Source organism: Pantoea sp. 18059, from assembly GCF_902706165.1.
GTDB lineage: Bacteria > Pseudomonadota > Gammaproteobacteria > Enterobacterales > Enterobacteriaceae > Pantoea > Pantoea agglomerans.
In genome coordinates this window covers 154,608-176,790 of sequence record NZ_CACSJS010000006.1, presented here as the reverse complement: position 1 = coordinate 176,790, position 22,183 = coordinate 154,608, and the positions used below count along the sequence as shown (strand labels likewise).

Here is a 22,183-nt window from a genome sequence, read left to right as displayed (position 1 = left end):
CCGTCAGGCGCTGCGGCGCCTGACCTTAGATCGCCACGCGTTTCTGCTTTTTACTGAGGTACATCTGCTCATCGCTGTCGTGCAGCAACTGCTCCAGCGATTGCGGATGCGCCGCGTCAAACTCCACGACGCCGGACGAGAATTGCAGGCGGTAACGGCGGTTCAGACTGACTGATTGCTGTTGCAGATAACGGTCAAACTGCAGCAGCAGCGCTTCGCTCTGCTGCTGCTGCAGACCATTAAACAGCACCACAAACTCATCGCCACCCAGACGGGCAAACAGATCCGAATGCTTGAACACCACTTTCATCGCATCGGCAAAGTCCATCAGCGCGCGGTCGCCTTCACGGTGGCCCAGCGAGTCATTAATCTGCTTAAATTTGTCGAGATCGAGAAAGGTCAGGCAGGCGGGCCGGTTTTTCAGCCGGCACTCGTTCAGCACCATCTGTCCCAGCGTCATAAAGCCGCGACGATTGGTGATCTGCGTCAGTTCATCACAGGTGGCAGTCTGAAAGGCGACCAGTTCCGCTTCGGCCATGGCGGCCAGGTCGCGCATCGTGGCCTGATCCTCTTCATTAAACTGACGCGGTTCACGACCAATGATACAGAGGGTACCCATTTTAGCGCCGCCCGGTGCCCGCAGCGGACAGCCGGCATAAAAGCGGATATGCGGTTCGCCGGTAACCAGCGGATTATCATAAAAACGTTCATCTTCTGCGGCATCTTCAACGATCATGATCTCATCCTGCAGGATGGCATGACCGCAAAACGAGATGTCGCGGGGCGATCCTGCGGGTTCATAGCCCTGAGCGGATTTAAACCACTGATGGTCAGCTTCCAGCAGGCTGACTAACGCGATAGGAACGTCATACAGGCGGCGCGCCAGACGGGTTAAACGATCAAATCGTTCTTCCGCTGGGGTGTTCATTATGTTCAGCGCACGCAACTGCGATAAACGTTGTGCCTCGTCGGCAGCGATTTCAGGTGCTTTCATCACAGAGCCCTTTGTTTTTTTAGCTCAAGCCAGGTTCTGGTGTTTGCCTTACGGCGAAGAAGAAGAGCGTGACATAGCCATCACGCTCTTTATAAGGAGGGGATCAGAGCACTTTTTGTTCGGCGAGATCAAGGGCGAAATAGCTGAAAATCAGGTCTGCACCGGCGCGTTTAATCGCACCCAGGCTTTCCAGCACCACATTGCGTTCATCAATGGCACCAGCCTGAGCGGCAAATTTGATCATCGCGTATTCACCACTCACCTGATAAGCCGCCAGCGGCAATTCGGTACGTTCACGGATATCGCGCAGGATATCCAGATAAGCACCTGCCGGTTTCACCATCAGTGAATCCGCGCCCTGCGCCGCGTCGAGCAGCGATTCACGGATCGCTTCACGGCGGTTCATCGGGTTCATCTGGTAGGTTTTACGGTCGCCTTTCAGCGCCGTTCCGGCCGCTTCACGGAACGGGCCGTAAAACGAGGAGGCGAATTTGGTGGAGTAGGACATGATGGCGGTCTGAGTGAAGCCCGCCGCGTCCAGTGCCCGGCGAATCGCCTCAACCTGACCATCCATCGCCGCTGACGGGGCGATGAAATCCGCACCGGCTGCGGCGGCAACGACGGCCTGCTTACCCAGGTTTTCCAGGGTTGCATCGTTATCGACGCCGTGATCACACAACACGCCACAGTGGCCGTGGCTGGTGTATTCACAGAAGCAGGTGTCAGACATCACGATCATTTCTGGCACGGTATCTTTGCAGATGCGGGACATACGTGCCACCAGACCGTTCTCGTTCCAGGCATCGCTGCCGGTGGCATCGGTGTGGTGCGAAATACCGAAGGTCATCACCGAGCGGATACCCGCTTTGGCGATGCGCTCAATTTCATAGGCGAGACGTTTTTCCGGAATACGCATCACGCCAGGCATCGCCTGAATCGCTTTGTAATCGTCGACTTCTTCTTCAACAAAGATGGGCAGAGCCAGATCGTTCAGGCTCAGTGAGGACTCCTGGAACATTTCACGCATTGAGGCGCTGGCGCGCAATCTTCTTGGGCGCTGGATAAGGGAATAATCAGACATTTTCATTCTTACGCAGGTGAAAAAAGTGACAACAGTTTACTCCCTTTGCCCGCGAGGGATGAAGGTTTGTGTGCGGTCAGGAGAGGGGAAAAGAACTCTCCCGCCGGGCGGCGGGAGAGCAGAACGATTACTCGTTGATATCCGGATGCTGTTGCACCAGGTTTTTACGTTTCGCTTCCAGACGGGAGATCTCTTCGTCGATATCTTCGATTTTGTGCTCGATGTTATCGTGATGTTCCTGCAGGATTTCGCGCGCTTCTTCCATATCAGAAGCCGCCGGTGTCGCGCCTTTCAGGGGCTTATTGGCAGTTTCTTTCATGTACAGACCGGTAATCAGACCAATCACTGCCACCACCATCAGATAGTAGGCTGGCATGTAGAGGTTATTGGTCGTTTCTACCAGCCAGGCAGCCAGCGTTGGCGTCAGACCGGCAACCAGTACCGAGATGTTAAACGCACTCGCCAGCGCACTGTAGCGGATGTGCGTCGGGAACATCGCAGGCAGTGAAGAGGCCATCACGCCAGTAAAGGCGTTGAGGATCACTGCCAGCAGCAGCAGACCACCAAAAATCAGCCCCAGTACGCCACTGTTGATCATCATAAAGGCAGGAATCGCGAAGATCATCAGGGCGATACTGCCGATGATGACAAACGGACGACGGCCGAAACGGTCACTCATCATGCCGATCATTGGCTGGACAAACAGCATACCGATCATGATGGCGATGATAATCATCACACCGTGGTCTTCGCTGTAGTGCAGGTTATGTGACAGGTAGCTCGGCATGTACGTCAGCAACATGTAGTAGGTGACGTTAGTGGCGATAACCAGACCGACACAGGAGAGCAGGCTGCGCCAGTGTTTGGTCGCAATCTCTTTAAACGATACCTGTGGACCATCCTGCAGGCCTTCGCGGTCGCCCTGTTCCAGTTTGTCCACGTGCTGCTGGAATGCCGGGGTCTCTTCCAGCGCATGACGCAGGTAAAGACCGATAATTCCCAGCGGCAGCGCGACGAAGAACGGCAGACGCCAGCCCCACTCAAGGAAACTCTCTTCTCCGATAATGGAGGAAATCAGCACCACCAGGCCCGCACCGAGCACGAAGCCCGCAATCGAACCAAAGTCGAGCCAGCTTCCCATAAAGCCGCGTTTACGGTCAGGCGAATATTCGGCCACAAAGATTGAGGCGCCGGTATATTCACCGCCCACCGAGAAGCCCTGAGCCATCTTCGCTAACAGCAGCAGAATAGGTGCCCAGATGCCGATGGAGGCGTAGGACGGTATCAGGCCGATACAGAAAGTACTGACCGACATGATGATGATGGTGATGGAGAGGATTTTCTGACGACCATATTTGTCGCCCAGCATACCGAAGAACAGTCCACCCAACGGGCGAATCAGGAAAGGAACAGAGAAAGTGGCGAGCGCCGCTATCATCTGAACGCCCGGTGAAACGTCCGGGAAAAAGACCTTACCCAGCGCATAGGCCACAAAGCCGTAAACACCGAAGTCGAACCACTCCATCGCGTTGCCCAGAGAGGCCGCGGTGATGGCTTTACGTAAACGGGTATCATCGATGATAGTCACATCATCGATCCCAATTGGTTTTACACGCTTCCTACGCAATTTCATAGAATTACCCTGTATTGGAACACGAAAGTCCTCAACGGCGCGAGCCGGGTGTGAGTCGTTCAGACCGCTGCGTTGAGAAATTTAAGCATAGCCGTAAATAAGCACTGTTTATGCGCCGGCAGACACAATAATTACTGTTGTGATTATTGCGAACAGCGACAGAGTATACCGTTTTTGTGTGATATCTGTCATGTTTGGGCTACATCCGGCCTGTTTTTACAACAAATAGAGCTGTTTGCAACCGCAAAAAAATTATCACTGAGCGTGACGACCGCCGTTTTTTTCAGCAAAACAGGGTCAAAGAGGGGGAAGTTACGAGGCATGCTGGCACCGGAAGCGGCTATCCGCTTTGCATCACAGGGCGGAGAGCAGAAAGATGAGTGAATGTGGCTCGACTGGCGGTTCAGCTGCCATCTGCTCTGGTTCAGACGTCGGGTTCCTGCCGGGTCTGAAGAGCCAGCTCCCGTTCAATCGGCTGTTCGCCCCGATCGGTCAGCCAGGCAACCAGCGCCGTGTTGTCCATCGGGCGGGCATAATAATAGCCCTGGATAAAGACCACGCCGCGCCGTTGCAGATAGCTGAACTGTAACGCGGTCTCAACGCCTTCTCCCAGCACCTCCAGCTCAAGCTCATGGCTGAGCTGGATAATGGCGTCCAGCACCGGCGTTCTGCCCTCCAGGGATTCAATCGCGTTGATAAAGCCGCGATCGATTTTCAGATAATCTATCGTGAAGGTCTGTAAATAGCTCAGCGAACAGTGACCGGTCCCAAAATCATCAATCGCGACCTTCATTCCGCAACCACGTAACTGCTCCAGCTTGCGTGCCACCTCAGCGCCATCTTTGATCAGGCTGCGTTCGGTCAGCTCCAGGGTAATCAGGAACTGCTTATCTTTGATCCGTTCGGCAAACTGCAGCATATCGTCGACAAAGTCAGGATGCTGCAGATGATCCGCCGCCACGTTAATGGCCAGGTGGAAATGGGGCTCAACCTGCCACGCCTGCACATCCTCTGCAATTAAATCGAGCAGATGGCGGGTCAGCGGCACAATCATGCCTTCCGCTTCTGCTGCGCCGATAAAAATATCTGGCCGCACGCCTTTCCCGTCGGGCGTTGTCCAGCGCAGCAGGGCTTCAGCGCCGCTGCAGCGTTGCAGCCGGTTGTCATAGACCGGCTGATAGTGCGCCCTGAACTGGCCGCTGGTGATGGCCCGGCGAATCTCATCGCGCCATGAAATACGCCGTTTCAGCCAGTTCGCCATCAGCATCATCAGCAGAATAGAGAAGATAGCGGCCATCGGCATGATGATAAACATCACCTGACGCCAGGCCGAGATCAGTTCAGAGGGTGAGGCAATGAGGGTGACAGAGAGCGGATAGCGATGGGAGATAGCCTGATAAATCATGGGTTCAAACCAGCTGGACGCGGCGATGTGTGGATCGCCAAACGAGATCGGCGCGCCGCCGCTGAACGTCATGCTGAAATGATAGAGATGGCTGCTGCTGATCGCGCGCATAAAATCGATCAGATACTGGCCATCAATCACTGCCCAGAATCCCTCGCCATCGGGCAGATCGCGCATAAAAATCACGGCCGGACGATTCGGTACGCCCGATGTCCCGGCAATGGACAGACTCCACCAGGCTTTTCCGGTAACCGGCGCGTCGCGCATGATCATCTCTTTCAGCAGGCCTGGGCGTGAACCATACACCGACGAGCAGGCGATGTGATCCTGCTCCATTTTACCGATCGCACGAAAATAGGGGTTTAGCGAGCCAATGCGCTGCAACTGGTTTTCAATCTGGCTGCAGGGCTGATGATGAAACTGGCGCAGCACGGTAATCATATCCCAGGCGCTGTCGCTCATTCTTTCAGCCTGAGATAACAGCGTATTCGCCGCGGTGACCTGCTGCTGATACACGGTGTGGCGCGCATCCAGGGCGGTGAAAAAAATGCCAATAATCAGAGGCAGCACGCCGGAAATAATAATCACCAGCCTGGCGTAGTCGCGTTTTCGTTTCAGTAGCGGCACCGCTGAATCCTCTGAGTATTATTGGTGTTATGCGGAGGTGCTGATCAATGGCGCAGCATAGCATCTCTCCGGGCGGTGCAGATTAGCGTTTTTGCGATCAGGAGAACTGACTAAGGTCAATTATCGACCAGACATTGCATTTTTTGACAGGTTGTTTGGTTTTCGTTGCGATGCAGCAAAACAATCAGGTGAAAACGGGAGGCAGGCAGGGTAAAAGGCCGATCCGCCGCAGTGGCCAGGAGAGACCCTGGCCCGTCACAGGGCGGGCGCAGGGCAGGACGTTTTATTTAATCGGCAAAATAGATCTGTTTCAGCGCTACTTCAACGCCGCGCAGTTCGGCAAGGCCTTTCAGGCGGCCAATGGCGGAATAACCGGGATTGGTGCGCTTATGCAGGTCGTCCAGCATCTGATGGCCGTGATCGGGACGCATGGGAATCGCCCGCAGGTTGCCCGCCCGACGGCGGCGCTGCTCTTCCGCCAGAATAACCTTGATCACGCCGACCATATCGACGTCGCCCGCCAGATGCGCCGCTTCATGGAAGCTGGCCGGGTTTGCCTCGCGTTTCGTGGCGCGCAGATGGATAAAGTTAATGCGGTCGGCATAGGTTTCCGCCATCTCAACCAGCGCGTTGTCGGCACGCACGCCATAGGAGCCGGTACAGAAACAGAAACCGTTGTGCAGGCTGTCCACGGTTTCTTTCAGCCACTGCATATCTTCCTGCGTAGAAATAATGCGCGGCAGACCCAGAATAGGACGTGGTGGGTCATCCGGATGCACCGCCAGTTTAACGCCCGTTTCCTCCGCAACCGGCACAATGGCGCGCAGGAAGGTGGCCATATGCTCGCGCAGTTTCGCTTTGTCGATGCCGTCATACTGCGTCAGCTGCGCCTGAAACTGCTCCAGGGTGTAACCCTCTTCGGCGCCTGGCAGACCGGCGATAATATTGCGCACCAGGGTGCTTTTCTCTTCTGCGCTCATGGCGGCAAAGCGCTGAGCGGCGGCCTGCTGCTCGGCAGCGCTGTAATCCTGCTCCGCCCCCGGACGCTGCAACAGATAAAGCTCGAAGGCCGCAAAAGCGTCGGCGTCGAAGCGCAGCGCTTTTGCGCCATCCGGCAGCGTCCAGGCGAGGTCGGTTCGCGTCCAGTCCAGCACCGGCATGAAGTTGTAGCAGACGGTATCAATGCCGCAGGCGGCCAGATTGCGTATCGACTGCTGATAATTAGCGATATAGCGAAGGTAGTCACCACACTGGGTTTTAATCGCCTCATGGACCGGGATGCTCTCTACCACCGACCAGACCAGACCTTTTTCCGCCAGCAGTGCCTGACGCGCTTTAATCTCCTCAACCGGCCATACCTCGCCGTTAGGGATATGGTGCAGCGCCGTGACAATGCCGGTCGCGCCCGCCTGACGCGCATCATCCAGTGAGACCGGGTCGTTGGGGCCGTACCATCGCCATGTATGTTCCATTTTTACTCCTCAACTGTGATGTGGCCCAGTGGTCAGGCCGCTGGGCCAAGAGTATGATAGTGGAAAAAACAGGGCCGTGATCCGGATCGCAGCATGACAAACTGCATCGGTGAAGAGATCGCTTTTAAGTGCAATCAGAGGAGAGGGTGATGACGCTGCCAGTAATAAAAACCGAGCGCCTGTACCGTCAGATCGCCAACGTCATCATGGCCGGTATCACGCGCGGTGACTTTGTGGCAGGAGGGTTGCTGCCACCGGAGCGTGAGCTGGCAAAACAGCTGGGTGTCAGTCGTTCATCAGTGCGTGAAGCATTGATTGCGCTGGAGATGACCGGCTGGGTCGATATCCGCACTGGCAACGGCGTTTACGTCGCCCAGCCATTGCCGCAGGCTGCGGTTCCGCAGGAGAGCGAAACCTGCAGTCTGCAGGATCTGTTGCAGGCGCGTGAAGCCTTTGAAGGGATGCTGGCAGGATTTGCCGCACGTAACGGCACCACCGCTCAGCGTGCAGCACTGCTGGCGCTGACCGCTGAACTGCAGCAGTACAATGAAAACGACGCGGCCTTTCTGGAGCAGGACAAGCGCTTCCATCTGCTGATCAGTGAGATGAGCGGCAATGATGTATTACGCGACCTGCTGGAGCAGTTATGGAACCGGCGCCACAGCCCGCATGTGCAGCGACTGGAGCGCCATTATGCCGATAACAGCTTCGCGCAGGAGATGAACGCTGACCATCAGCAGATCGCCAATGCGATTGTGGCGGGCGATGAAGCAGCGGCCCGTCAGGCGATGGAGAGCCATCTCCAGCACGTGCAGCAGCGGCTACTTGGTTAATGCCCGCGCCCGCTTGGGTCGTCCGGTGCCCAGCATAATCGCCAGACGGCTACCGCCTGGCGTGGTCTCCATCAGAATTTTAGTAATGCTGGTGAGCGGCACCGAGAGCAGCATGCCGACCGGACCGAGCAGCCAGCCCCAGAACACCAGCGACAGAAACACCACCAGTGTCGATAAGCCAAGACCGCGCCCCATCAGGCGCGGTTCCAGCATATTGCCAAACACCATATGAATCGCGGTAAACAGCGCCGCCACCATCGCGGCATCAAACAGGCTGTTCAGTAACAACGCCTGCAGGAAGGGCGGGATACCGGCGATAATCGGGCCGATATTGGGAATAAAGTTGAGGATAAACGCTACGACACCCCATAACAGCGCAAACTTCACATCCAGCAGATAGAGACTCAGCCAGACCGCGATGCCGGTTATCAGACTCACCAGGGTTTTCAGCGCCAGATAGTGCGTGACGCCTTTCAGCGCTTTATGCAGTCCGGCGATGCGAATTTTCGGATTCACCAGCGCGTTGCGCATTTTATAGGGCAGGTGATGGACCTCAAACAGCATAAAGACTACGGTCAGCACCAGCAGCACGGTATTGGTCATCGCGCCGGAAAAGCCGCTCAGCGCCACGGTAGCCAGGTTCATCATGGTATTAGGATCGAAACGCTGTACCAGCGCATCGGTTGAAATATTAAGATGAAAGCCCGCCGCCAGATGTTGCAGTACCGTCATTTTCTGCTCCATGGTGGCGCGCAGTTGCGGATAGAGATCGGAAAACTCGCTCATTGAGCTGGCAATAATGGCACCCAGCAGCACGAGAGCGCAGAAGATCACCGTGATCACCAGCCCAATCGCCAGTCCACGGCGGAAGCCACGACGCATCAGCATCGTCACCAGTGGATTCAGCACAATGGCAAAGAACGCCGCCAGCAGCAGCGGGACCAGAATGTCTGACGCTGCCCGAACCCCGGCGAGGATAATGACCAGCATTGCCAGTTTAATCAGAATATTTTGCCCGATCTTTTCCCGTTGCAGCTCGCTCATTCTCTCTCTCATAACGTAATTTGGCTGTTGAAAGTGTAGCTGAAACAAAATTAACAATCTGATTTATCAGAGAAACGGTAAAGCGCGGTGGCAGGTGGGTGATGTAATCAGCGCCACAGCACTCAGCTATCGCGGCAGAGCAGCAACTCCCCATTGTTCCGGTTTTTACCCGGCTTTCTGCTGCACGTCCGGGCAGGGGCAGCCGCCCGATAGCCGTGTCATTAAGATGCGCCAGTGGCGAAAGCGGGTATAGTTAAAGGATAAACCTTATCATTCAGCCAAATACGAGCGCGAGGACTCATGCCTGAACAGCCTGCCGCGGAACCGAACACCCCATCCGGAAACCTGCACATCTCTCTGCTGATCCTCTCTATCGTGGCCTACAACTTTGCCAGCTATCTCACTATCGGTCTGCCGCTGGCGGTATTGCCAGGATGGGTGCATGACCAGCTGGGCTTCAGCGCATTCTGGGCGGGCCTGGTGATCAGCCTGCAATATGTGGCGACGCTGCTGAGCCGCCCACACGCCGGACGCTACGCCGATCTCTGGGGGCCAAAGAAAGTGGTGGTGACCGGCCTGGTGGGCTGTCTGATCAGCGGGTTATGTATTTTGCTGGCGGCGCTCATCGAATCACCGCTGTTAAGCCTGACGCTACTCTGCGTGGGCCGCTTGATTCTGGGCGTGGGCCAGAGTTTTACCGGCACCGGCACCTCGTTGTGGGGGGTGGCGCGGGTGGGTTCGCTGCACATTGGCCGGGTTATCTCCTGGAACGGCATTGTCACTTATGGCGCGATGGCGATTGGCGCGCCGCTCGGCGTGGTGATATTCCGGGCGGGTGGCCTGCTGTGGCTGTCGCTGGTCATTGTTGCTATCTGCGTGGTAGGCATCGTCTGCGCGGTGCCGCGTCCGGCCGTAAAAGCCAGCCGGGCCAGACCCCTGCCGTTTCGTGCGGTGCTGGGGAAAATCGCCGGTTTTGGTGCGATTCTGGCGATGGGTTCGGCGGGTTTCGGTGTCATCGCCACCTTTATTACCCTGTTCTATCAGGATAAAGGCTGGGAAGGGGCCGCCTTTGCGCTCTCCCTGTTCAGCGGCGCTTTCGTCGGCGCGCGCCTGCTGTTCCCGAATGCGATTAACCGCCACGGCGGTCTGCGGGTCGCCAGCATCTGCCTGGCGGTTGAAGCCGCCGGACTGTTTCTGGTGGCCGCAGCGGGTGATCCCTGGATGGCAAAAGCAGGCGCATTTCTGACCGGTGCCGGGTTCTCGCTGGTATTCCCGGCGCTGGGCGTGGTGGCGGTAAAAGTGGTGCCGCAGCAGAATCAGGGCAGCGCGCTGGCGACCTACACCGCCTTTATGGATCTGTCGCTGGGGATAACCGGGCCACTTGCCGGATTCATCATGACTTATGCGGGTGTCTCACGCGTCTACCTGCTCACGGCGCTGCTGGTCTGCGTCGCTTTTTTCTGCACGCTGCGCATGCAGCGGCGTCAGGCGGTGTTGCCGGCAGCAGACGATTCTTCAGGATAAAAAAAATGGCCCAGCAGCGGGCCAGAACGTCTTTTCAGACACAGATAAACCGATTAATGGTGCGCGCAAAGCGCAGAACAGGATTCAGGCTTGCAGCAGTTCAATACTGTTGCGGATCTGGCGTTCAACCTCCGCAGGGGTCCAGTTGCTGAGCTGACTGGAGAAAGGCTCAAAGGCATAAACGCCCTTATAGCCAAGCATCTCCAGCCGCTTCACCTGCACCACGCTCTTCAGTACATCGTTATCACTCAGCATGATGCGTTCTTCATCGGTCAGTTCGGCGGTCGGACGGCGATCTTCCACGCCCGAAAGGTGCACCAGACCGATCTGGTTAACATCAATGCCCGCTGGAAACTCCTGCTCAGCCTGCTCATAGAGATGATGGTGAAAGGTATCCAGCAATAACTTAAAGGGCACGTCCGCCGCGGCGATCAATTGCTGCGCTTGTACCGCCGAACGCAGCGAGCTGACCGGAAAACCCAGCGGCTCCACCAGACCCTGAATGCCATAGTGGGTAAAGCGCGGGGCCAGCTGCTGCATCGCCGCCTGGGTTTGCTGAGGCGACACGGCAATCCCCTCATTCAGCGGACACATGACCAGCGCCTTTGCACCAATCTGTTGTGCTGTCTGTAACAGTGCTTCGGCCCGGGCCAGTAGCGCGTCATCAATGCGGTTAAACGGATAGAGCGCATTAATGGTGATGATATCAATATGATACCTGTCGGTCAGAGCGCGCAGCTGATCGGTGCTGAGATCGTCAGTGACGCTGCCGCCCGGCATGTCATTACGCAGTTCAACCTTGCTCAGCCCCAGACGCTGAACCAGCTGAAAAAATGCCTCCAGCGAGAGCCGGGGCGCAATTTTGCGGTTGATACAGAAACGGGTTGGATCGATGGCCATGCACTGACTCCGGGACAGGAGGATGATGCGACCAAAGAGAACATTTATTTCATTAATAGTGAATAATGAAACACAAATTATTAGATCAGCCTCGCATTAATTTCATATTCCGTTTCAGCCCGATGCATAAAGGCTGGATCGACTTCGCAGTAAAACGCCCAAACCACTCCCCGGCTATTACCCTGCTACGCTAAGGCTGGCCGCTATTAGTGGCCTCCCGTCATCGTGATGCCGCGAGAGACTAAGTGGCGGGAAAAATGCGATCTGTGCCGCTAAAATCAAATTTCCCAAAAAGAACCATTTGAAAAATTTGTTCCACTGTAATAGCTTCATAGCACGCTTTCAGGTTTGCCTGGTCAGGCAGTGTGGCAGGTCGCATAGTCCGTCTGCAGGGAACTTAACCATCTAAAGAGGCAACATCATGACAATCATAGGTAACTTTATTGGCGGTAAAACCACTTTCAGCGCCAGCAACGAAACCATTCCTGTTTACGATCCGGCAACCGGCAAAGTGGTACGTGAACTGACGCAAAGTACCGCTGATGAAGTGGCCCAGGCGATTGGTGTCGCGCATGACGCTTTTGCCGCCTGGTCGAAAACCTCGCCGCTGCGTCGCGCCCGCGTTCTGTTCAACTTTAAAGCCCTGATGGAGCAGCACCGTGATGAGCTGGCGGCGCTGATTGTCTCTGAGCACGGCAAAGTCTGGTCTGATGCGCTGGGTGAACTGACGCGTGGCATCGAAGTGATTGAGTTTGCCTGCGGGATCCCCCATCTGCTCAAAGGCGAATATTCCCCGAACGTCGGCAGCGGTGTTGACAGCTACTCGCTGATGCAGCCAGTCGGCGTCGTGGCGGGCATTACGCCGTTTAACTTCCCGGCGATGGTACCGCTGTGGATGTTCCCGATAGCCCTGGCCTGCGGTAACACCTTTGTGCTGAAGCCACCGGCGCTGGATCCTTCTGCTGCAGTGCGTATGGCTGAACTGCTGACCGAAGCGGGCCTGCCCGATGGCGTATTTAATGTCGTACACAGTTCCAATGAAGATGCTGAGCAGCTCTATAAAGATCCGCGTATTGCCGCGGTGAGCTTCGTCGGTTCTTCTGGCGTGGCTGAGCATATCTATAAAACCGCCAGCGCCCACGGCAAGCGGGTACAGGCGTTTGGCGCGGCGAAAAACCACGCTATCGTTATGCCGGATGCCGACCTGGATGCCACCGTCAACGCCATTATGGGTGGTGCGTTTGGCTCTGCTGGTGAACGCTGCATGGCGCTGCCGGTTGTGGTCGCCGTGGGCGATGATACCGCCGACAAGCTGATCGCCCGTCTGACTCCGCTGGTGAACGCGCTGCGTATCGGCCCTGGCATTAATCAGGGCGCTGATGAAAATGAGATGGGACCGGTCGTTTCGGCGGCGCACCAGAAGAAAGTGCTGGGCTACATCGACAAAGGCGAGCAGGAAGGCGCGAAGCTGGTGGTCGATGGCCGTAACGTGCAGGTTGCAGGTCACGCCGAAGGTTACTACGTCGGCGGCACGCTGTTTGATCATGTCACCTCTGAGATGGTGATCTGGCGTGAAGAGATTTTCGGGCCGGTGCTGAGCATCATGCGCGCGCCGGACTACGACAGTGCGCTGCAACTGGTTAACAGCCATGAATTCGGCAACGGCAGCGCGATTTTCACCAGCAACGGTCACACCGCACGTGAGTTTGTGCAGAACGTTGAAGCGGGTATGGTCGGTGTCAACGTGCCGGTTCCGGTGCCGATGGCATTCCACAGCTTCGGCGGCTGGAAGCGTTCAGTGTTTGGCGCGCTCAATGTTCATGGACCGGATGGCGTGCGTTTCTATACCCGCATGAAAACGGCCACCGTACGCTGGCCATCCGGTCAGCAGACCGTGTCTGAATTCAGTATGCCAACCTTAGGCTGATTCATTTCAACGCTGATCCCGGTGCGCGACCGGCAGGATAATCTGCCGGTCGCTTTGTTCGCTGGCACCGCGCCCGCGAGCCCACCGCAGCGTCAATCGTGACAGAGAGGAGTATCAGGATGTCTTTACTGTCGAAAGCACAAGCCCCTGACGCGCAGGGTCGTATTCAGCATGTGACGCCTGAGCGCGCCGGCTGGCGTTATGTGGGATTTGATGCCTATTTGCTGAAGAAAGGGGAAACCCTGCGCCTCAGTAGTGGTGACAAAGAGCTGTGTCTGGTGCTGGTGGCCGGGCTGGCCTCGGTAAAAACCCGCCATGCTGATTTTCCCGGTATCGGTCAGCGCATGTCGCCTTTTGAGCGCGTTCCGCCTTATTCCGTTTATGTGCCGCATGATGATGAAGTAGAGGTTTACGCTGACAGCGATCTTGAGCTGGCGGTCTGTAATGCGCCCGGTCAGGGGAATCTGACTGCGCGCCTGATTGCACCAGCCGATGTTGGTGTTGAGCATCGCGGAAAAGGGCGCAACCAGCGCCTGGTTCACAATATCCTGCCTGACAATGAACCGGCTGATAGCCTGCTGGTGGTGGAAGTCTATACCAACGAGGGCGATACCAGCTCTTATCCCAGCCACAAGCACGACCAGGAGGAGAGTGAAAACGAAACCTACCTGGAAGAGACCTACTATCACCGTTTCGATCCGGAACCTGGCTTTGCCATGCAGCGCGTTTACACCGACGACCGTTCCCTGGATGTCTGTATGGCACCCTATAATCGCGACGTGGTGATGGTACCGCGCGGCTATCATCCGGTAGCGACGCTGGCGGGATACAATAACTACTATCTGAACGTGATGGCGGGGCCGGTACGGCTGTGGAAATTTACCTGGGAGAAAGATCACGCCTGGGTGAACAGCGACAGCTATCCACGGAAAGCGTAAGTCTTCGCTGAAAAATAAACAGCAATCACGGTTTATAATCCGCGTTCATATCAGTAAAAAGGGCAGCCTGTCGCGCTGCCCTTTTTTGTGTGTGGAACTCAGCTGGTCTTTGCGTTGTTCAGTGCCAGCGAAACCGCCAGCGTCTGTGCCAGGCAGAGTGAAGCGACCTGCGAACGGAAGCCATCGACCTGCGCTTCACGTACCACAAAGCAGACATCGCTGAAGGCGGCCAGCGGACTGACCTGACTGTCGGTAATGGCAATCTGATGCGCACCGCGTTTGGCACCCATTTCAACCACCTCGACCGCTTCACGTGCATAAGGCGAGTAGCTGATCGCAATCACCACATCTTTCGGGTTTACCAGGCTGAGCTGCTCGGTAAACATCCCGCCCAGTCCATCAATCAGGAAAGCGCGGCGCTCCAGATGACGCAGCGCGTAGACCAGGTAGGAAGCGACGCTGAAAGAGCGGCGCAGGCCGATAACATAGATATTCTCAGCCTCATTCAGCAGTTTCACCGCTTTGTTCAGCTGCTCAGGATTAACCTGCATCGCCAGCTGCTGCAGCGCCTGGCTGTTAACCATGGTAAAGACGTTGAGGATTTCCGCCGGACTTTCAGGCGCACTGGCGCTGTCGTCCGTGGAGGTCTGGCGAAACAGGCGAGCGCGCTCGGTATAGTTGACCGTCTCCTCCATCAGGTGCTGACGAAAAACCTGTTTCATTTCGTTGAAGCCGCTGAAGCCAAAAGCATTCGCAAAGCGGATCAGCGTCGACGGTGGCACATCAGCCTGCTGAGCAATCGAGGCGACGGTATCGAAAGCAATACTGTTACTGTTATCAAGGATGTAGCGCGCAACCTGTTTAAGACGCTTGCTCAGCGTTTCGTAGCGGCGACGAATATCGTCCTGCAAGAGAGAAAGTTGGGTGGGATTATTGTTCATCACTTCTGCCCGTATAATTAGAATAATGGCTGCATAATGAGCGCTATAGTATCAGATGGATGGAAAATTTCATTTCTTTGCGTCAACGACGCGGTTTATTTCATGGCTTTATGAAATGGTTCACAGATTAGCTTTAGCGCCCGATGCATGACTTTTCGCGGGCAATGTCAGGATGAAAGCCGGGATGAAATGCCAGCAGGGATGGAAGTATGCAGTCTTTCACCATTCAGATTGGAATGGCTGCAGATTGCTGAAAAATCGGGTCTGGCAGCAACACATTAGCTAAACGAGCAGTGAACACGGTCAGAAGAGAAAAGCGTCCCGCACCAAGGATGGTGCGGGACGAGCATGCCATGGATGGCAGCTTTCGCGTCTTTCCGATCTGACCGTGTTCCCTGTGACTGCACGGTCTAAAAGCGGCTTTTTGACAGAGCTGCAAATCAGGCGCGGGCAGCGCGCCAGTACTCAATCAGTCGCAGATAGTTGCCTTTAACCGTCTCAATCAGCGCCTGATCGTCCAGCTCCCCCTGTAACCACTGGCGGGAAGGCTGACCAAAGATAGTGCGGCCTACCGCAAAACCTTTCACCCAGGGCGCTTTGGCCGCCGCGGCGAAGCCCGCTTTAAGCTTCTCTTCGGGCGCATCCAGACCGAGTAACAGAATGCCGCGACAGTGGGGATCCTGCTGCTCAATCAGACCGCTGATCGCCTGCCAGCTTTCCGCCGACAGCGGTGGCAGTTTCCACCAGTCAGGCTGGATGCCCAGACTGTAGAAATGGCTCAACATATCAAAGTAATACGTTTCATTCTTATCCGGATTGTTGTCAGGCAGAATCACTTCCAGCAGCAGCTCATGACCGCTTTTGTTACAGCCGTTCCAGACGTCGAGCACCAGCTCATCCTGCTCTTTACGCAGTTCAGCACTATCATGTGGATGATAGAAGACCAGACATTTCACCACGTGTTCGGCAGGCCAGTCGATCAGCTGCGAGCCGATGTTGCCATGTTCCAGGCGCAGCGGCCGCGAGCTCGGCAGCTCAATCGGGCGGCCAATCCACCAGTTCTTACCGGTGATGGCGTTCAGCGCCTTCTGACCGTAGGTCGTATCCGCCAGAATCCCGCTTTTATTCTCTAATCCTGCTTCTCTGGCAGCCTGCTGAGCGGCTTCCAGCAGCAGCAGTTTCAGTTCCGGAATGCGGCTTTCGTCCACGCCCGCTTCCTGCGCCATATCCGCCAGTTGTTTGCGGTGGTCAAAGGCGAAGACATTCAGCTCCGGCCACTGCTGCTTGCGGGTAGTCACGCGGTGCAGATGGTTCAGACGGCTGTCGAGATCGGGACGCTTCACCTCTTTGTCGCGACTCAGGAAATCATCCAGCTCCGCTTTGGTTGGCATGGCGGGTGCGCAACCGTGGCGTGACACCACCAGCGCTCCACAGGCGTTGGCGTAACGGCACGCCTGAGTCCAGCCCTCATCATTCAGCCAGCCGCGCAGCAGGCCAGACATAAAGGCATCGCCCGCGCCCAGCACGTTGAGAACCTCGACGCGTACGCCCGTGTGCAGCTCAGTCTGTTCCCAGCTATCCGGGATCTCGCCTTCAAACACCACGCAACCCAGCGGTCCACGTTTGCAGACCAGCGTCGCCTGACTCGCCTGACGCACGTTTTTCAGCGCCGTCAGGGTGTCGGTACTGCCACCGGCAATATGAAACTCCTCTTCGGTGCCGACGATCAAATCGAAATAGTGCACCACTTCCTGTAACTGCTGCGTGACCTGTGACGACTCAATGAAACGCGTTTCACCGTCGCCCAGAGAGGTCAGTCCCCACAACACCGGACGATAATCGATATCCAGCGCCGTGCGCAGGCCGTTGCGGCGTGCGATATCCAGCGCTTTCAGCACCGCTTCGCGGGTCTGAGGATGGGATAAGTGGGTGCCAGTAACCGCCACGGCGCGCGCAGAGGTAATAAAGGCTTCGTCGATATCGTCCGGAACCAGGCCCATATCGGCGCAGTTATCGCGGTAGAAAATCAGCGGAAAAGTCTCTTCATCTTTAATGCCGAGGATCACCAGTCCGGTCAGACGCTGCGGATCGGTGATTAGCGCATCGGTGTTACAGCCTACGCGCTGCAACTCTTCACGCAGAAAGCGACCATTATGCTCATCTCCCACCCGCGCCAGCATCGCCGATTTCAGCCCCTGAATCGCGGTGCCATAGGCGACATTGCCCGACGAGCCGCCCAGATATTTAGCAAAGGAGGTGACATCTTCCAGTCGCGCCCCGATTTGCTGGCCATAAAAATCAACGGCGATGCGCCCGATACAAATCACATCAAGCGGTTTCTGTTGTGTACTCATACCTGTGGTTTCCTTCTGTGATTAGCAGCGCTGGCGGGCGTAAAGACCGACACCAGTTACGCTCTGCTTCCGGGTCTGTAGGTGTCTGACTGGCTATGAGGGGAGTATGAGGAATAAAAATTCCATATTCAATACGAAATGAAATATCCATCGCAATTTTGTGAACCAGGTAAAACTCCTGATTGCCGCCCGCCTGCGCAAAATCTGCCAGCGTGATGTGCGGTATGTCAGGGTTGTGAAGGGGATCGCAGGAATCCGCACGCCAGTCAGGCAAGCTGCTGCATTGAAATGAATTTTTTCATCAGGCACCACTCTCTGTTAAACGTTCCAGATTTCCCCACTGCAATCGCCCGCCAGACCTGTTGCCGTCATTAAATTTGATCTCACTCGCAAAATGAAATGTTTCTTCTGTAATCGTATTTTATGAAAAATATATTTGTTTATAATCGCCTCACGTTTCAGTTATTCAGGTCGCCTTTTCCGCCGATGACAACGCCTGGCGTTCTGTCGCGGAAGTCGGGGTCCACCAGCATGTAAGGAAGAATATGGGCACTATCAGACTGACCACGGCACAGGCGCTGGTTAAATTTCTTGATAATCAATTCATTGATGTCGATGGCGTTGAGACGAAGTTCGTAAAAGGCATCTTCGCCATTTTCGGACATGGCAACGTGCTGGGGCTGGGCCAGGCGCTGGAACAGGATAGCGGCGATCTGGTGGTCTACCAGGGCCGTAATGAGCAGGGCATGGCTCATGCAGCCACCGGCTTTGCGCGCCAGTCGCTGCGCCGCCAGATTATCGCCTGCAGTTCGTCTGTGGGGCCTGGTGCGGCCAATATGATCACCGCCGCGGCGACCGCTACCGCCAACCGCATTCCTCTGCTGCTGCTGCCAGGCGACGTCTTCGCCACCCGCCAGCCCGATCCGGTACTGCAACAGATTGAGCAGAGCTACGATCTCAGCATCAGCACCAACGATGCCTTCCGCGCCGTCAGCAAATACTGGGATCGCGTCAGCCGCCCGGAACAGCTGATGTCCGCCTGTATCAACGCCATGCGCGTACTGACCGATCCGGCAGAAACCGGCGCGGTCACGCTGTCGCTGCCGCAGGATGTGCAGGGCGAAGCCTGGGATTACCCTGACTACTTCTTCCAGAAACGGGTGCACCGTCTGGATCGCCGCCTGCCGGTGGCGGCGCAGCTGGCAGATGCCCTGACGCTGATTAACCGTAAGCGCAAGCCGATGATTATCTGCGGCGGCGGAGTGAAATACTCCGAAGCGGGCGAGGCGCTGCGCCAGTTTGCCGAGCGCTATCAGATTCCCTTTGCGGAGACGCAGGCGGGCAAAGGCACGCTGGTCTCTGACCATCCGCTGAATGTCGGCGGCGTGGGCGAAACCGGCTGTCTGGCGGCTAACCTGCTGGCGAAAGAGGCCGATTTAGTGATCGGCATCGGCACCCGCTACACCGACTTCACCACCGCGTCGAAATGGATTTTCCAGCATCCCGATGTCAGCTTCCTGAACATCAACGTCAGCAACTTTGACAGCTACAAGCTCGATGGCGTGCAGCTGCTGGCCGATGCCCGCGAAGGGCTGACCGCGCTCACCGCCGGGCTGGCCTCGCAGCACTACAGCAACGACTGGGGCAATCAGATTGAGCAGGCGCAGAGTCAGCTGCTGAAAGAGACGCAGCGCGTCTACCAGGTGGAATATCACGATGGCGACTTTGTGCCGGAGATTGCGGATCATCTCGACCGCGAAGCGGTGTTCGCTGAGTTTAACCGCCTGACCCAGTCGCTACTGACGCAAAGCAGCGTGCTCGGCACGTTAAATGAGCAACTGCCGAAAGACGCAGTGGTAGTGGCAGCGGCGGGCAGTCTGCCGGGCGACCTGCAGCGCGTCTGGCGCACCAAAGATTACAACGCCTACCACGTTGAATATGGCTACTCCTGCATGGGTTATGAAGTGAATGCCGCGCTGGGTGTGAAGCTGGCGCAGCCGCAGCGCGAGGTCTATGCGCTGGTCGGTGATGGCTCCTTTATGATGCTGCATTCAGAGCTGGTCACCTCGATTCAGGAAGGGGCGAAGATCAACGTAGTGCTGCTGGATAACATGACCAACGGCTGCATCAATAACCTGCAGATGGAACACGGCATGGACAGCTTTACCACCGAGTTCCGGTTCCGTAATGCGGAAGGCGGCAAGCTGGACGGCGGCTTTATCCCGGTCGATTTTGCCGCTATCGCCGCCGGTTATGGCTGCAAAACCTATCGTGTGACCACGCTGGAGCAGCTCAAGGCGGCGCTGGAAGATGCCCGCACCCAGACGGTTTCCACCCTTATCGACATCAAAGTGCTGCCAAAAACCATGATCCACAAATATTTCAGCTGGTGGCACGTCGGCGTGGCGCAGGCCTCGAAGACCGAACGTTCTCAGGCGGTGGCGGACAAGCTCAACAGCCATCTGGATCAGGCGCGAAAATATTAATTTCAGGGCCGTGCCGCGGCCCGTTTTGCTCTTCTCCGTACGAACCCTACACAGGTGTAATTATGACTTTGAAACTTGGCGTCATCGGTACAGGTGCAATTGGTCAGGAACATATTCGTCGCTGCAGCCATGTGCTGCAGGGTGCACAGGTGGTTGCCGTCTCTGACATTAATGTCGAAGGCGCGCGTGCCGCACTGCAACGCCTGAATATTGAGGCGGAGGTATTCGAAAATGGACACGACGTGATTCAGTCTCCGAATGTTGATGCGGTGCTGGTCACCTCATGGGATCCGACCCATGAAGAGTTCACCTTAGCGGCGATTGCCGCCGGTAAACCGGTGTTCTGTGAGAAGCCGCTGGCGATGAGCGCTGAGGGCTGCCGCCGGGTCGTGGATGCAGAGATTCAGGCGGGTAAACGCCTGGTGCAGGTCGGCTTTATGCGTCCTTACGATGCGGGCTACCGTGCACTGAAAAAAGTGATCACTGATGGCGATATCGGTGAGCCGCTGATGCTGCACTGCGCGCACCGCAACCCGACCGTGCCGGAGAACTACACCACGCCGATGGCGATCACCAACACCCTGATCCACGAGCTGGATGTGCTGCGCTGGCTGACAAACGATGACTATAAAACGGTGCAGGTAGTCTTCCCGCGCGTTACCTCGAAGTCACACAGTCAGCTGAAAGATCCGCAGATCGTGCTGTTTGAAACCCAGAAAGGGGTTCGCATTGACGTCGAGATCTTCGTTAACTGCGCTTACGGCTATGACATCCAGTGTGAAGTGGTGGGTGAAGAGGGGATTGCCCGCCTGCCAGAGCCCTCTTCGGTGCAGCTGCGCAAAGAGGCCCGCCTGTCGAACACCATTCTGGTGGACTGGAAAGATCGCTTTATCGAGGCGTATGACGTTGAGCTTCAGGCGTTTATCAACGACATCAAAGCGGGCCAGTTGACCGGTCCTTCTGCCTGGGATGGCTTTGCCGCCTCAGTCGCCGCCGATGCCTGCATTAAAGCGCAGAACAGTGGTGCGATTGAGCCGGTAGAGATGCCGCCGCGTCCTGCTTTCTATAACTGATTTAGCTGTCTATGCGGCATGGCCGCTCTCCGCCTGGGAATAAGATAATGAACAAAGAGAATGTAAAACTGGCGATCGCCCCGATCGGCTGGACCAACGATGACATGCCGGATCTCGGCAGTGAGAATACCTTCCAGCAAACCGTCAGTGAGATGGCGCTGGCTGGCTTTACCGGCAGCGAAGTGGGCAGCAAATATCCCCGCGATCCGGCGATCCTGAAACCGATGCTCGACATTCGCGGCATCGAGATCTGCAACGCCTGGTTCAGCACCTTTTTCGCCAACGGCGACAAACAGAAAACTATCGAACAGTTCATTGAGCATATGAACTTCCTGCATGCGATGGGCGCGCGGGTGATTGGCTGTTCCGAGCAGAGCAAAAGTATTCAGGGCACCGGGCTTGCGGTGTTTGAAGAGAAAGCCATTTTCAGCGATGAAGAGTGGCAGTTAACCGCGGAAGGCTACAACGAACTGGCCCGCATCGCGGCGGAGAAGGGGATGCGCGTAACGCTGCATCACCATATGGGCACCGGCATTCAGACCACTGAAGAGATTGACCGGTTTATGGAGATGACCGACGAGCAGGTCGGTTTGCTCTATGACACCGGCCACGTCTACTACTCCGAAGGCTCCCAGCAGAAGATGCTGGCGGTACTGGAGAAATATCTGCCGCGCATCTTCCACGTTCATCTTAAGGATGTGCGTGATGAGGTGGTCGCCGAGGTACGTGAGAACCATCTCTCGTTCCTGGAAGGAGTGAAAAAGGGCACCTTTACCGTACCGGGCGATGGCGTGATCGACTTCAGACCGGTGTTCAAAATCCTGGATGATTACGGCTATAAAGGCTGGATGGTGGTTGAAGCGGAGCAGGATCCGGCACTGGCCAATCCGTTTGAATATGCGGTGAAAGCGCGGAAATATATTCGCGAGAATGCAGGTATATAAAAAGCCC

Annotated in this window: 16 protein-coding genes; 7 read left to right on the top strand and 9 right to left on the bottom strand. The window is 56.2% G+C overall.

The window, feature by feature from the left end; genetic code table 11:
- Window positions 1–25: 25 nt before the first annotated feature.
- The 5 genes from GVJ63_RS16545 to uxuA all read right to left on the bottom strand — a co-directional run bounded on the left by GVJ63_RS16545 (window position 26) and on the right by uxuA (window position 7,212).
- The gene (locus GVJ63_RS16545) at window positions 26–994 is read right to left on the bottom strand and encodes a diguanylate cyclase (protein WP_010671514.1); all 969 of its coding nucleotides are present in this window, start codon (window positions 992–994) and stop codon (window positions 26–28) included.
- Between the two features lie 103 nt (window positions 995–1,097).
- Window positions 1,098–2,075: a porphobilinogen synthase gene (gene hemB / locus GVJ63_RS16540; RefSeq protein ID WP_010671515.1), complete on the bottom strand. Its 978-nt coding sequence runs from the start codon at window positions 2,073–2,075 to the stop codon at window positions 1,098–1,100.
- Between the two features lie 127 nt (window positions 2,076–2,202).
- A complete protein-coding gene (gene proP / locus GVJ63_RS16535) occupies window positions 2,203–3,708 on the bottom strand; it encodes a glycine betaine/L-proline transporter ProP (protein ID WP_010253365.1) in 1,506 nt (501 codons plus the stop codon).
- A 424-nt stretch (window positions 3,709–4,132) separates the two neighbouring features.
- Window positions 4,133–5,740 (bottom strand): EAL domain-containing protein, encoded by a 1,608-nt coding sequence (locus tag GVJ63_RS16530; protein WP_159227129.1) that lies wholly within the window; start codon window positions 5,738–5,740, stop codon window positions 4,133–4,135.
- Window positions 5,741–6,027: 287 nt separating this feature from the next.
- The gene (gene uxuA, locus GVJ63_RS16525) at window positions 6,028–7,212 is read right to left on the bottom strand and encodes a mannonate dehydratase (protein WP_159227128.1); all 1,185 of its coding nucleotides are present in this window, start codon (window positions 7,210–7,212) and stop codon (window positions 6,028–6,030) included.
- A 149-nt stretch (window positions 7,213–7,361) separates the two neighbouring features.
- Between uxuA and GVJ63_RS16520 the strand changes: the two genes are divergently transcribed.
- Complete coding sequence (locus tag GVJ63_RS16520; RefSeq protein WP_132499639.1) at window positions 7,362–8,045, top strand: FadR/GntR family transcriptional regulator; 684 nt, start codon at window positions 7,362–7,364, stop codon at window positions 8,043–8,045.
- Here the strand turns inward: GVJ63_RS16520 and GVJ63_RS16515 are convergent.
- Entirely contained in the window at window positions 8,034–9,089 is a 1,056-nt protein-coding gene (locus GVJ63_RS16515) for an AI-2E family transporter (RefSeq protein WP_010253354.1), read from the bottom strand. The two genes, GVJ63_RS16520 and GVJ63_RS16515, sit on opposite strands and share 12 nt — an antisense overlap.
- Before the next feature lie 300 nt (window positions 9,090–9,389).
- Between GVJ63_RS16515 and GVJ63_RS16510 the strand changes: the two genes are divergently transcribed.
- Window positions 9,390–10,613: an MFS transporter gene (locus tag GVJ63_RS16510; protein ID WP_033785697.1), complete on the top strand. Its 1,224-nt coding sequence runs from the start codon at window positions 9,390–9,392 to the stop codon at window positions 10,611–10,613.
- Between the two features lie 84 nt (window positions 10,614–10,697).
- On the opposite strand, the gene GVJ63_RS16505 is transcribed toward GVJ63_RS16510, so the two are convergent.
- On the bottom strand, window positions 10,698–11,513 hold the full coding sequence (locus tag GVJ63_RS16505) for a TIM barrel protein (protein ID WP_159227127.1): 816 nt from the start codon (window positions 11,511–11,513) through the stop codon (window positions 10,698–10,700).
- Window positions 11,514–11,934: 421 nt separating this feature from the next.
- Between GVJ63_RS16505 and GVJ63_RS16500 the strand changes: the two genes are divergently transcribed.
- Complete coding sequence (locus GVJ63_RS16500) at window positions 11,935–13,440, top strand: CoA-acylating methylmalonate-semialdehyde dehydrogenase (RefSeq protein WP_010253344.1); 1,506 nt, start codon at window positions 11,935–11,937, stop codon at window positions 13,438–13,440.
- 119 nt (window positions 13,441–13,559) lie between these two features.
- Window positions 13,560–14,378, top strand: coding sequence for a 5-deoxy-glucuronate isomerase (gene iolB, locus GVJ63_RS16495; protein ID WP_022624005.1), 819 nt, complete (start codon window positions 13,560–13,562; stop codon window positions 14,376–14,378).
- Window positions 14,379–14,476: 98 nt separating this feature from the next.
- Here iolB and GVJ63_RS16490 read toward each other — a convergent pair whose 3' ends face one another.
- Window positions 14,477–15,319 carry a MurR/RpiR family transcriptional regulator gene (locus GVJ63_RS16490; protein WP_010253340.1) on the bottom strand — a complete coding sequence of 281 codons (843 nt, stop codon included), beginning with the start codon at window positions 15,317–15,319 and terminating at the stop codon, window positions 14,477–14,479.
- Between the two features lie 440 nt (window positions 15,320–15,759).
- Window positions 15,760–17,673: a 5-dehydro-2-deoxygluconokinase gene (gene iolC, locus GVJ63_RS16485; protein ID WP_033773070.1), complete on the bottom strand. Its 1,914-nt coding sequence runs from the start codon at window positions 17,671–17,673 to the stop codon at window positions 15,760–15,762.
- Between the two features lie 545 nt (window positions 17,674–18,218).
- Between iolC and iolD the strand changes: the two genes are divergently transcribed.
- The 3 genes from iolD to iolE all read left to right on the top strand — a co-directional run bounded on the left by iolD (window position 18,219) and on the right by iolE (window position 22,176).
- The gene (gene iolD / locus GVJ63_RS16480) at window positions 18,219–20,159 is read left to right on the top strand and encodes a 3D-(3,5/4)-trihydroxycyclohexane-1,2-dione acylhydrolase (decyclizing) (RefSeq protein ID WP_010253337.1); all 1,941 of its coding nucleotides are present in this window, start codon (window positions 18,219–18,221) and stop codon (window positions 20,157–20,159) included.
- Between the two features lie 62 nt (window positions 20,160–20,221).
- Entirely contained in the window at window positions 20,222–21,232 is a 1,011-nt protein-coding gene (locus tag GVJ63_RS16475; protein ID WP_033780961.1) for a Gfo/Idh/MocA family protein, read from the top strand.
- A gap of 47 nt (window positions 21,233–21,279) precedes the next feature.
- A complete protein-coding gene (gene iolE, locus GVJ63_RS16470; protein WP_159227126.1) occupies window positions 21,280–22,176 on the top strand; it encodes a myo-inosose-2 dehydratase in 897 nt (298 codons plus the stop codon).
- Window positions 22,177–22,183 lie beyond the last annotated feature (7 nt).